Origin of the sequence: Candidatus Rhabdochlamydia oedothoracis, assembly GCF_019453995.1 — a bacterium.
Classification (GTDB): Bacteria; Chlamydiota; Chlamydiia; order Chlamydiales; family Rhabdochlamydiaceae; genus Rhabdochlamydia; species Rhabdochlamydia oedothoracis.
Genome location: NZ_CP075587.1, coordinates 469,892 through 480,879, shown reverse-complemented (window position 1 = coordinate 480,879; position 10,988 = coordinate 469,892). Strand labels below are relative to the sequence as shown.

Annotated in this window: 14 protein-coding genes and 2 pseudogenes; 12 read left to right on the top strand and 4 right to left on the bottom strand. The window is 36.7% G+C overall.

All coding sequences use genetic code 11. The features are described from left to right. Nucleotides 1-109: 109 nt before the first annotated feature. The 4 genes from tsaB to RHABOEDO_RS02595 all read left to right on the top strand — a co-directional run bounded on the left by tsaB (nucleotide 110) and on the right by RHABOEDO_RS02595 (nucleotide 2,772). A complete protein-coding gene (tsaB, locus tag RHABOEDO_RS02610; RefSeq protein ID WP_215217230.1) occupies nucleotides 110-688 on the top strand; it encodes a tRNA (adenosine(37)-N6)-threonylcarbamoyltransferase complex dimerization subunit type 1 TsaB in 579 nt (192 codons plus the stop codon). Between the two features lie 163 nt (nucleotides 689-851). Then, nucleotides 852-1,046: a 30S ribosomal protein S21 gene (rpsU, locus tag RHABOEDO_RS02605; protein WP_138107149.1), complete on the top strand. Its 195-nt coding sequence runs from the start codon at nucleotides 852-854 to the stop codon at nucleotides 1,044-1,046. A gap of 91 nt (nucleotides 1,047-1,137) precedes the next feature. Then, entirely contained in the window at nucleotides 1,138-2,298 is a 1,161-nt protein-coding gene (dnaJ, locus tag RHABOEDO_RS02600) for a molecular chaperone DnaJ (protein WP_215217229.1), read from the top strand. 72 nt (nucleotides 2,299-2,370) lie between these two features. Beyond that, nucleotides 2,371-2,772: a hypothetical protein gene (locus RHABOEDO_RS02595; RefSeq protein ID WP_215217228.1), complete on the top strand. Its 402-nt coding sequence runs from the start codon at nucleotides 2,371-2,373 to the stop codon at nucleotides 2,770-2,772. A gap of 159 nt (nucleotides 2,773-2,931) precedes the next feature. On the opposite strand, the gene RHABOEDO_RS02590 is transcribed toward RHABOEDO_RS02595, so the two are convergent. The 4 genes and pseudogenes from RHABOEDO_RS02590 to RHABOEDO_RS02575 all read right to left on the bottom strand — a co-directional run. After that, nucleotides 2,932-3,417, bottom strand: a complete 486-nt coding sequence (locus tag RHABOEDO_RS02590) for an IS630 family transposase (protein ID WP_245397582.1) — start codon at nucleotides 3,415-3,417, stop codon at nucleotides 2,932-2,934. Nucleotides 3,418-3,422: 5 nt separating this feature from the next. After that, on the bottom strand, nucleotides 3,423-3,773 hold the full coding sequence (locus RHABOEDO_RS02585; protein WP_220017728.1) for an IS630 transposase-related protein: 351 nt from the start codon (nucleotides 3,771-3,773) through the stop codon (nucleotides 3,423-3,425). A gap of 275 nt (nucleotides 3,774-4,048) precedes the next feature. Continuing rightward, a pseudogene (locus RHABOEDO_RS02580) lies at nucleotides 4,049-4,432 on the bottom strand (ISAs1 family transposase); the annotation flags it as partial. 27 nt (nucleotides 4,433-4,459) lie between these two features. Continuing rightward, nucleotides 4,460-4,988: pseudogene (locus RHABOEDO_RS02575) on the bottom strand (IS5 family transposase); the annotation flags it as partial. Nucleotides 4,989-5,064: 76 nt separating this feature from the next. Between RHABOEDO_RS02575 and RHABOEDO_RS02570 the strand changes: the two are divergent. The 8 genes from RHABOEDO_RS02570 to murJ all read left to right on the top strand — a co-directional run bounded on the left by RHABOEDO_RS02570 (nucleotide 5,065) and on the right by murJ (nucleotide 10,947). Next, nucleotides 5,065-5,460: a helix-turn-helix domain-containing protein gene (locus tag RHABOEDO_RS02570; protein WP_220017727.1), complete on the top strand. Its 396-nt coding sequence runs from the start codon at nucleotides 5,065-5,067 to the stop codon at nucleotides 5,458-5,460. 33 nt (nucleotides 5,461-5,493) lie between these two features. Further along, nucleotides 5,494-6,528: an IS630 family transposase gene (locus RHABOEDO_RS02565; protein ID WP_220017482.1), complete on the top strand. Its 1,035-nt coding sequence runs from the start codon at nucleotides 5,494-5,496 to the stop codon at nucleotides 6,526-6,528. Nucleotides 6,529-6,550: 22 nt separating this feature from the next. Further along, a complete protein-coding gene (locus RHABOEDO_RS02560; RefSeq protein WP_220017863.1) occupies nucleotides 6,551-7,099 on the top strand; it encodes an IS30 family transposase in 549 nt (182 codons plus the stop codon). 361 nt (nucleotides 7,100-7,460) lie between these two features. After that, nucleotides 7,461-7,706, top strand: a complete 246-nt coding sequence (locus tag RHABOEDO_RS02555) for a hypothetical protein (protein WP_220017726.1) — start codon at nucleotides 7,461-7,463, stop codon at nucleotides 7,704-7,706. A 203-nt stretch (nucleotides 7,707-7,909) separates the two neighbouring features. Next, nucleotides 7,910-8,329 (top strand): peptide-methionine (R)-S-oxide reductase MsrB, encoded by a 420-nt coding sequence (msrB, locus tag RHABOEDO_RS02550; RefSeq protein ID WP_245397548.1) that lies wholly within the window; start codon nucleotides 7,910-7,912, stop codon nucleotides 8,327-8,329. 129 nt (nucleotides 8,330-8,458) lie between these two features. Then, nucleotides 8,459-8,686, top strand: coding sequence for a DUF4277 domain-containing protein (locus RHABOEDO_RS11415; RefSeq protein WP_256439922.1), 228 nt, complete (start codon nucleotides 8,459-8,461; stop codon nucleotides 8,684-8,686). Between the two features lie 267 nt (nucleotides 8,687-8,953). Further along, nucleotides 8,954-9,073: an NUDIX domain-containing protein gene (locus RHABOEDO_RS02540; RefSeq protein WP_220017725.1), complete on the top strand. Its 120-nt coding sequence runs from the start codon at nucleotides 8,954-8,956 to the stop codon at nucleotides 9,071-9,073. A gap of 206 nt (nucleotides 9,074-9,279) precedes the next feature. Next, on the top strand, nucleotides 9,280-10,947 hold the full coding sequence (murJ, locus tag RHABOEDO_RS02535) for a murein biosynthesis integral membrane protein MurJ (protein WP_320412785.1): 1,668 nt from the start codon (nucleotides 9,280-9,282) through the stop codon (nucleotides 10,945-10,947). Nucleotides 10,948-10,988: the final 41 nt, after the last annotated feature.

Genomic DNA, 10,988 nt, shown 5'->3' with positions numbered 1-10,988 from the left:
CTAGAAAATATGCGCAATAAAGCAAACTATTTATAGATGGAAATATTGTTTAAAAGTGGTGTGATTTTTAGTCATTTTTGTTAATCTAAATCAAATTCTTTGTGAAAAAATGTATACTCTTATTTTAGATACCAGCTCCACGATAGCCTTAATTGCTGTTGCAAAAGCAGATATAATCTGTGCATGCCATTCCTATATACATGAAAACCAATTATCTACGTCTTTTTTTCCCAGCATTGAGCGTCTTCTTTCTTCCTATCCAAGAATAGATAAAATTGCCGTTGGTATAGGTCCGGGCTCTTACACAGGCACAAGGGTTGGAGTAACTATTGCTAGAACTTTGAGTTTTGGATTAAAGGTTGTTTACCAATCTTTTTACTCTCCATTAGCTTATCTACCCCCTCGTTTAGGTCGTTTTAGTTTTTTATTACCCCATAAATCAGGCCGATCTTTAGTTATTCAAGGAGTGCAAAAGGAAAATTTCCTTGAAAGCACAGATCCTGAATTTATAGAAAACCTGGAAATTTGTAAAAAAATCACAGGCAGCGATTATATTATTTCTGAGAGCTCATTGGACCTTTCTATTCCTCGTTATTTACCTGCTGTTAATCCTCAGGCTCTCTTACCTTTGCTAAAGAATATCTCCCCAAATCAAAAAATATTTTACCATCATACCCTTCCTATATAAGCTTTAAGATTTTTTAGATTTGAAAAATAAGCAGATTTTCCCTTAAGATGATTAGATATCAAATCTTAAAAGAGAGCCGACAGATCTTTATCTTTGGCTTAATTTTTAAGAACTTAAGATGATTTGGCTTATTATTAATTTGTAACTTAAGGAAAAATTGTTCATGCCCAGCGTTAAAGTCCGCACCGGAGAACCTCTTGATAAAGCTTTGAGGGCTTTAAAAAAGAAAGTCGATAAAGAAGGCATTATGAAGTCCGCTAAAACACGTCTTTGTTATGATAAACCCTCTGTAAAAAGCCGAGCAAAATCAAAAGCTGCACAAAAATATAAAAAACCCAAAAGGTTTTTAGGATTTTAGCACTTTAAAGACTCTTTTGCTAAATTATTGGCAGAAAACCAATCCTTTATGCTACACTAGCCTTTTACAAACATAAAATACCCCATTTATTATGAGTAGTTCCGATTATTATAAAGAGCTGGGTATATCTCGCGATGCCACCCAGGAAGAAATTAAAGCGGCTTATCGCAAAAATGCTCTTCAGTACCATCCTGATAAAAACCAAGGAAATCCCGAAGCTACAGAAAAGTTCAAAAAAATCTCTCAAGCTTACGAAATCCTAGGAGACGAAGAAAAAAGACGCCATTACGATCAATATGGCACCCATGATCCAAGAGCAGCAGGATTTGGATCTTCTTCAGGTGGTGCTGGTAGTTTTTCTTCTATGGAAGAAGCGCTGCGTACGTTCATGCACGCCTTTGGTGGTGGTGGTGGTAATGATTCTGTTTTTGATTCCTTTTTTGGAGGGGGGGGGTCTGAAGAAGCAGGGGGTCAACAAGGAGCAAGTAAAAAAATAAATGTCACACTCTCTTTTGAAGAAGCTGTAAAAGGGGTAGAAAAGGAAGCTAGCGTTACCAATTATGTATGCTGCAACACATGTAATGGATTAGGAGCTGCTTCAGCTAATGGGGTTAAAAAATGCCCTGCTTGCCGAGGATGTGGTCAAATTCACCAGACTCGCGGCTTTTTTAGCATGTCAAGCGTGTGTCATCAATGTTATGGACAGGGGAAAACAATTACCGATCCATGCAAAACATGCCATGGAACAGGCAGAGTAAAGAAGAAGCAAACAGTTCCTATCAAAATACCAGCTGGTGTTGATACCGGGATGCGTCTTCGCATGTCTGAATACGGTGATGTAGGTGAAAGAGGTGGCCCTGCTGGAGACCTCTACATCTTCATTACGGTCAAACCCCACAATGTTTTCCAAAGAGATGGAGATAATGTAATCGTTGAATTTCCTATCAGTTTTGTAGAAGCCTCATTAGGATGTAAAAAAGAGATCCCTACTCCAACAGGGGAAAATGTTCGTATTTCAATCCCTGATGGAACTCAAAGTGGGAAAATATTAAGAGTTAAAGGAGGAGGTTTTCCCAATGTTCGAGGAAAATCTAAGGGTGACCTGCTTATAAAATTACTGATCGAAACACCCATACGCCTGACTAGTAATCAGAAAGATTTATTAAAAAAATTCCAAGAGTTAGAAACAGAGCGTAATAATCCCCTTCAGGGCAACTTTTCTGAAAAAGTTAAAGTTTTTTTTTCGGAATAATTAAAAGGCTTGTAATCTTAATTCAAGGTTTGATAAGTTACTTTTTTAGATCTCTTCAAAGCTGAAAAAGCTGTGTTTACAAGCTACGAATTTTCGAATTACAAGTCTATTGTATCGAATCCTTTAATCCACAGAAGCCTTAAAAAGGCATCTCATTATTTAGAACACTATAACGATACTCTGCAATCCCATAGAAAAAAACAGGCTCTGCTTTTACCTTTGCTGATTGCAGAAACCAGCATTTCTCTAAAAGTTCCTTTTAGCACAACACAATTAGCTCATCTACTTAATGATAAGCCCGATTCTTTATGGATCGATTATTTACATACATTGATCTATTTAATTAACCACAGCAATAAACAACTTTTAAACATTGCTAAGTTATGCTTTTTACATCGTCTTATTAAGTATAACTCTTCGGTTAAAGACTCTTTAGGTGTTTTACGGACCCAGCAAAATTGGATTGATTCATAGGGATGCGGTCAGGGCTTACGCATGAAGAATTTCCTTTGCACCTACTAGATCTAATAAATAATCTTTACGACATGATGCAATGAAGCGCCGTTTACGTAAACTGACCAGGGCTTACGCATGAAGAATTTCCTTTGCACCTACCAGATCTAATATAGTTATTTAAATCGACATTGATAAAACAGCTTGATCTAAGGCTTCGGATAAATTAGCTACAGTAGGTAAAAGTTCTCGGATTTTCGTTTTCATATTGGCCCAATATTTTTCGATAGGATTTAAGTCCGGTGAATAAGGCGGGAGAAAGAGCATTTCGTATCCACTTTCCTCTATCAATGTTCTAGTTGTCTTTGATTTATGAAAGCTCGCGTTATCGAGAATCAAAACTTGGCCATGAGTCAAATTTGGAATCAATTCCTGTTTTAGCCATACATTAAATAGATCCGTATTGCAAGTTCCTTCAAAACACATCGGTGCCAGCAATTTCTTCCCTTGTAGTGCCGAAATTACACTCTGTCTACCAAATCGTTTTCCTGAAATTCCTCCAAATATTTGTTTTCCCCTCGCGCTCCTCGCATATTGCCTATGCACATATTGACTGATTCCGCTCTGATCCAAATAGACCCTTTTTTCAGGAGAAATTGCTTCTATCTTTTTTAGATATTCCGCTCTTGCTTCCGCATTCCTTTCCTTATAAAACGCAATCTTTTTTTTCTTGTGATCTTGAGTCTTTTCAAAGCGTAAAAGATTGCTTGCAAAGTCAAACCAAAATGCTTTGCAATCTCTGATAAAAAATGATCGGGGTTTTTTTCTACATAAGCGATTAATCTCTGATCATCAATTTTCTTATAAGTGCTTTTCTTTTTTAGAGGTTCTACGTTTCCTCTTTGTTTCTTACGCTTTACCCATCGGTAGACAGTTGCAATCCCAACTTGAAATAGCTGGCTGGCCTTCATTTTGTCGTTATTTTCTTCTAGGTATTGAAGCACTCGTTTTCTTAGATCCATTGAATAATGGTTTAGGCATTTCTCTACCTCCATATATTTTGTTGGAGAAAAATATACAACTTTATCAATAATATTTTAAATAACTATAAATAATCTTTACGACATGATGCATAGATGTGCTGATAATATCATGAAGGCTATCATATTTGATTGCGCGTCTTTCTTGGGTCTGGTAATTTCAAAAAATGCATCATAATAGATGAAGAATGAATGAATCCTTCCATTTTATACTCCTTATGAAAAAGGAGCCAGAATCATTTTTTATCTCTCAATTATCAAGCAAAATCTTCATGCGTTTGCCCTGGTAAACTGACCTTGCTTGTCTTATCTTTTTGTAAAAGATTCAAAGTAGCCCATCGAACTATAGATAGATTTTCAGCTCCATTTCCTTTTCTAATACGACTTAAATCCTCTCGGAAATTAACATCAAGTTGCCAATGCAATTTGTTTTCGATGCTCCAGTGATTACGCACTTCCTTTGCAAGACGTTCTGCGTTAGCAGGTAGACTTGAAATAAAATACCGAATTTCACAGCTATTCCTCTCTTGCGATTTCTTCTGTACTTTTACGCATATCAAGCTATGCAGCTTCTTCCAAATCTGACGCTGAGGTAACCAATCTAATTTCTCAGTCGCCCATACTTCTCTTATCTCACTACGTCCTCGATTACATTTTTCAGAGCCTGTTTAAAATCTTTTCAAAAGTAGAGCAATAAAAGCAAGAACCACCATATTCAGGCTTGTATGTAGTTTTCTTTCGCAATTTTTCCATAGCCTGCAACATTTTTCTATCCACGCAAAAGAACGCTCTACAACCCATCTTTTGGGAATAACTGTAAAAGTATGAAGTGTATTTCTTTTGGCTATTTCTACTATACATCCTAATATCTCCTGCACACTCTTTGCAAATTTTTCTCCAGAATATCCTCCATCTGCTAAAACATTTTTTACACCGAACAAATGGTTTTTATGTAGTGAAAATGCTTCTATACACCCATTTCTGTCAGTGATATTAGCGGTGGTAATGTGAATCGCATGAGGAAGCCCTTGGCTATCGACTGCTATATGTCTTTTTATTCCTGATATTTTTTTCCCTGCATCATATCCTTATCTTTTCCGCTTTATCAGTATTTTTAACACTTTGAGCATCAATAATTACAAAGCTTGTTTTCTCTTTCCGACCACTGCTTTTTCTGACCTCGCCAACCAATTTTTTTTAAAAAGTCTTTTCAAGTTTGAAGTGCACAGAAGAATTAAAAAAAGAATAGGCAGGCGATGAAAGAATCTCTATTGTGATTTTTAACAATCAAACACAAGGAGAGACCTTGCCTAAAGGCTACCATCACCTAACCTATGACCAAAGATGTCAGATTTATATTTTAAAAGCTAGAGGAGATACATCTAGCTCAATAGCAAACATTCTAAAAGTTCATCATAGCACTATTAGTAGGGAACTTAAGAGAAATAAAGGGCAACGAGGATACCGTCATCAGCAAGCTCAAGAAAAAGCATTTCTTAGAAAAAATTCTCAGCCCAATAAAAAAATGACTCCTCAAATAGTTACCCGTATTGAAGAAAAAATCAAGTTGCAATGGAGCCCTATACAAATATCCGGATGGCTTAAAAGACATGGTAAAGAACATGTTAGTCATGAGACCATCTATAGTGGTTCCGATTCAATCGTATAGAAAAATATTTTGTTTTGTGTTAAGCTATTGAGTATGAAAAAACTGATCCCTAGCCAGAGAGCTGACTTAGAACACAAGTTAAAGCATCCAAAAGACTATTCTGAACGGAATAGGCTTTGTGTAATTTTGGGCTATGATGAGGGTATCTCAACAAAAAATCTTGCTAAAACACTCCGGATAAGCCCTATCACTGTTCAGAAATACCTCAGAGAATATGATTCCGAAAATAAAACTGGAAGTAGCCCTCGAGGCGGTAGCAAATCAAAACTTTCACAAGACCAAAAAGAGTCTCTACTAAAACACCTACATGAAAAGACCTATCTTAAAGTCAAAGGGATCATAGCTTATGTGCATGAGCAATATGGGATAAAATATTCCCGAAGTGGCATGACAGATTGGCTCATACAGCACGGATTTGTTTATAAACGTCCTAAAAAGATTCCTGGGAAATTAGATCCTGAAAAACAACGAATTTTCATAGAACAATATAGGGCTTTAAAGGAGACCTTAAACCCTGATGAAGAGATCTATTTCATAGATGCTGTGCATCCTGAACATCAGTCCCAAGCCGTATGTGGATGGATCAAAAAAGGCGTTCAAAAGACTTTGCAGACATCCGGGAAACAATTGCGATTGCATTTTGCTGGAGCTCTTTGCCTGACAGGAATGAAGATTTTTACAGAGGAATATAAGACAGTTGATGCCGATGCAATGCTCGATTTTTTCAAGAAGCTAGAAAAACAGACAGAGGCTCGAATTATTCATGTAATTTTGGATAATGCAAGATCAAACAAAAATAAGAAACTAGAAGAGTTTCTGATGTCTTCTAGGATTAAAGTGCACTATCTCCCTCCTTATTCGCCGAATTTGAATCCTATTGAACGCTTGTGGAAGATCTTAAAGGAAAAGAAGGTATACAATCGATATTACGAAACGTCGGTGACTTTTTTTCAGGCAATTAGAGGATTCTTCTTAGAAGAGATACCGAAAATAACAGATATTTTGAAATGTAGGATAAACGACAAGTTTCAAGTCGTTGACTTAAATCCCATTAAGCTAGCCGTTTGAATCGGCACTAGTATATAATCATATCTGGAAAGATAAACGACAGGGAGGACAGCTTTATAGAGAGCTCCGTCATCGAGGGAAAAAATATAACAAGCAGAGAAAGGGAGCTTCTGGAAGAGGGAACATGCCTGGTCGTATAGATATTAAGCAACGGCCTTGTATTGTAGAAAAAAAGACTCGTTTAGGAGACTGGGAACTAGATACAGTCATAGGGGCAGGACATAAAGGCGTAATTGTATCAATGGTAGAAAGAACTTCCAAGCTAACTAAGCTCGCCAAAGTTTCTCATAAAACTGCAGAGGAAGTAAGTCAAGCGTTAATTGAACAACTTAAACCTATCAAAGATTTTGTACACACATTAACAGCAGACAACGGAAAAGAATTTGCCTATCACCAAATGGTTAGTTTCGAGCTAGAGACAGACTTCTACTTTGCAACGCCCTACCATTCTTGGGAAAGAGGCTTAAATGAGCATACAAACGGACTAGTTAGGCAATATTTTCCTAAAACACAAAGCTTTTTAGATACAACTTCCAAGGATATGGAAAGGGTGGAAACTTATACTAAATAACAGACCTAGAAAGGCTCTCAACTTCGAAACTCCACTAGAAGTGTTTAGGAGATTATCTACAAACATGCTATGCTCGGGTGCACAATAGATGTTTTTTCAAGTATTTATATGTTCTTTTTTGTGCACTTCGAGGTTGAAAGGGCCAAAGATAACCTCGAAAAAATTTATCTCGAGGTTATCTTTAAAAAGTTAGCTGTAAAGATGACCTAAATCTTCACCACCTGTTGTGCTTCTACCCAACATGGAAAAAGAAGGTTTTTTTCTTCTTCTAGATATGGTTTTTCTTTTTTTGGTGCTAGTGCTCTTTGCAGATTTTCTTCTAGTAGCTTTAGCTCTTTTTGGAGCTGCTTTCCTAGTTGTTTTGCTTTTAGCTTTAGCTCTTTTTGGAGCTGCTTTCCTAGTTGTTTTGCTTTTAGCTTTAGCTCTTTTTGGAGCTGCTTTCCTAGTTGTTTTGCTTTTAGCTGTTCTTTTTTTAGTTGCCGTCTTTCTTGTGGCCATAAAAAAGATTCCTCCTGTTAATTGTAAGTCCTATAGTAGGCTCAATATATTAACCCCTATAATTTTCACATTCTCAGGAAGAAAGTTTTTATTCAATAAAAAATCGTAGTTTTATTTAATAAATCGTAATTTTTTTATATTTTTATCATTTAAAAACAAAAAATCATAATTATTTATCAAAATTTATACAAAAAAATAATAAAAAACTGCGTACAAACAATTCATTGACACCTATTTTTAATTTAAGTTAAAAACAAGAAATGCAATTTTAATTGTTTAATAATGAGTACTATCGTTCACAAGGAGGATCTCTTGTCTTTAGATCATTTTGATGGAGAAAAGGTTCTTTTAACAGATCAAGAATGGAGAAAAAAGCTCTCCGTTGACCAATACGACATTCTTAGGCGAAAAGGAACAGAAAATGCTTTCCACAATAAGTACTATAACCTAAAAAAACAAGGGATTTATTTTTGTGCAGGCTGCTCTCTTCCTCTTTTTAGTTCAGATACCAAATACGATTCAGGAACAGGATGGCCTAGTTTTTGGGCGCCGATTATAGAAGAAAACCTCAGTTATCAAAAAGACACCAGTTTATTTAGCACAAGGACAGAGGTCCTCTGTAGTAGATGCGATGGACATCTGGGACATCTCTTTGATGATGGACCCAAACCAACGGGCAAAAGATATTGCCTAAACTCAGAAGCATTGCATTTTGAAGAAACAACTGGCTAAAACGCAATCATTGTAAAAATGGTTATACAGCCCGCTTAAATGATTTCTTGTATGTATTCTATGACTCCTTTACTAGAAGACTCTAAATATTTTTTCCAGCTAGGTCTTTGTTGATCATAAAGAGTTTTTATCTTCTGTTATCAGCAAAGAAAAGTCAGTTCTGGCATAGCTGCGGTTGCTATGATTATAAATGGATTAGGTTTTACGAATAGAAGGCTTTATTTGACTCATCAGTTTTTTGAAACTAAGCCGATAGAAAGGCTTTTAAGCCCAGAATTCGAAGCTAAAGATATCACAGAATATATAGTAGTGCTAATTCAAACGGCTAACTTAATGGGATTTAAGTCAACGACTTGAAACTTGTCGTTAATCCTATATTTTTCTATGCGATTGAATCGGAACCACTATATACTAGGGCATGCACTCGACGATATTGCAGATTACGGCGCCAAGCCAAGCTATTCGCTGCAGTAGCTTTTGGTGTTGCTTTAGACAATGATTTACTGGACCCTAAAAACCATCTTGATACAACAAGTCTTTTGGTTCACGGAGCATATAAAGTGTTTACCGGTTTTACCTTGGCCGTATAGCATTGATTGTAATCTATCGGTATGCCCCTCGCTCTTGGCACTAGAGCTTCCTAGAGGAGGAGTGGATTTACAAGAAGCAGCTCTGCGCGAATTACAAGAAGAAACGGGACTCGTAGCATCCTCTTTGCATTTTCTAGGCCAAGTAGCCCCCTGACAATGGAGTGCTCTCCTCTGTAATGCCGATTTTTTCTAGCAAAAATTTCTTCTCAAGGGGAATCTCAGACAGAATATGGAAAGGCGATTGCTGATGTGGTTTCTTTCACAAAAGGTGAATTGAAAGAAGGTCTGATGCAGGGATTTTTAGAGGTGCACATCCAAGGAGAGAAAAAACAAATTCCCCTTCGCGATCCGTTTTGACTTTTGCTTTGCTTCAGGCGGATCTTCGTAAATTGCTCTGAACACTTTTTGTCTTGCTCTTTAAAATCTGCCACTTCTACACTCACTCTCAAATGTGAGGATGCTTTGGAGGAGAAAAGCTTAAGGCTTACTATAAAGCGTTTTTTTTCTGGAACGCTTTTAAGCCGTATGAGTGGTATGGGACGCGATTTAGTGATGGCCTTTGCTTTTGGCGATCATGCATCGGTTGCTGCATTTATGGTAGCTTTTCGGCTCTCTAATTTATTAAGGCGTCTTTTAGGAGAAGGCCCTTTTCAATCAGCTTTTATCCCTCATTTTATGCAAATACATGTACAAGATAAATCTAGAGCAAATCGTTTTTTTTGTAAGTTAAGTCTTTTGCTCTCTTTATTACTAATAGGCTTTATCTTGCTGGCAGAAGGGGGCATTACCGCTTTTTTAACTTTGCCCATTTCAGATGCTAATCGTGAAATCTTAAAGCTAACGGCTTGGCTCCTACCAGGTCTTTTATTTATCTGTATGTACGGTCTTAATATTTCTGTTCTCAATTGTTATGAGTATTTTTTTATTCCTAGCTTTGCACCTTTTATCTGCAATATGATATGGATGCTAGCAGCTTTTTTATTACGTCATCAAGCTCCAGATCTAGCTATGCCATATTTAGCAAAGTGGGTTGCTATAGGTTTTTTTGGACAATGGCTAATTACTTTTGTGCCTACATTGAGGTGTGTTGGAGGTAATTGGAGACAGTGGTTTGATCTACAAATCCCAGAAGAGGTCCAAACATTAGCAAAGACGCTAAGTTTAAGCATCATCGGTGTGGGAGCTATGCAAATCAATTCCTTTGTTGATCCTCTATTCGCCAGATATATCGATGTAAAGGCTCCTACCTATCTTTGGTATTCCATTCGACTAGAGCAATTAGCCTTAGCTATTTTTGGAATTGCTTGTGTCAGTACAATCGTTCCTCGTCTTGCAAGATGTTTGAAAAATGGACAGATCGAACAAGCAAAAAACTTATTTAGTTTTAGTTATCAACGGATCATGATGGTGATGATCCCTTGTACTTTTGCCATTCTGGCAATCGGTACTAGTTCGGTTAACTTGTTATATGGCAGAGGAAACTTTTCCGAAATAGCGGTAGTAAAAACCACTTTTTGTCTTTGGGCATATAGTTTGGGTCTTGTTCCTAGCAGCTTAGTGCTTCTGTTCTCTGCGATTTTTTATGCACAGAATCATTTTCGTACACCGATGTTTCTCTCTGTTGCTACAGTTGCTGTTAATATCGTTTTAAATACCCTATTTGTATTTCAGTTGCAATTAGGTGTGATTAGCACTGCTTTGGCGACCAGCATAAGCGCCTACCTCAATTATTGGATTCTCTATAAATTTAGTCATAAAGCAGGATGGAAATCTCCTTTGTTTTTGCCTTTAATATTTAAAACCGTTTTTGCTAGTGCATTTGCAGCTCTTTGTGCTTTTGGGATTGGTTTCTTATTGAACTCTTCTTTAGGCTTAACTCGCCATGTATCCTCTCAGCTTTTATCTTTTTTCACACAAGCTTTTGCTTTTATCTTAGGCTTATTTTTCTATGCAAAGATCTGTAAACATAAAGAACTCTTAGACCTCTTCTCTGATTTCTTTTTGAAAACCTCTCCAGAAATAAAATAATTGTTGATTGCTTTAGCTAGATTGCTATGCTGATAAAAAAA

Coding starts and splice junctions, on each gene's coding strand:
- RHABOEDO_RS02585 (WP_220017728.1), bottom strand. CDS start 3,773: ATGGATCTAAGAAAACGAGTGCTTCAATACCTAGAAGAAAATAACGAC.
- rpsU (WP_138107149.1), top strand. CDS start 852: ATGCCCAGCGTTAAAGTCCGCACCGGAGAACCTCTTGATAAAGCTTTG.
- RHABOEDO_RS02565 (WP_220017482.1), top strand. CDS start 5,494: ATGAAAAAACTGATCCCTAGCCAGAGAGCTGACTTAGAACACAAGTTA.
- dnaJ (WP_215217229.1), top strand. CDS start 1,138: ATGAGTAGTTCCGATTATTATAAAGAGCTGGGTATATCTCGCGATGCC.
- tsaB (WP_215217230.1), top strand. CDS start 110: ATGTATACTCTTATTTTAGATACCAGCTCCACGATAGCCTTAATTGCT.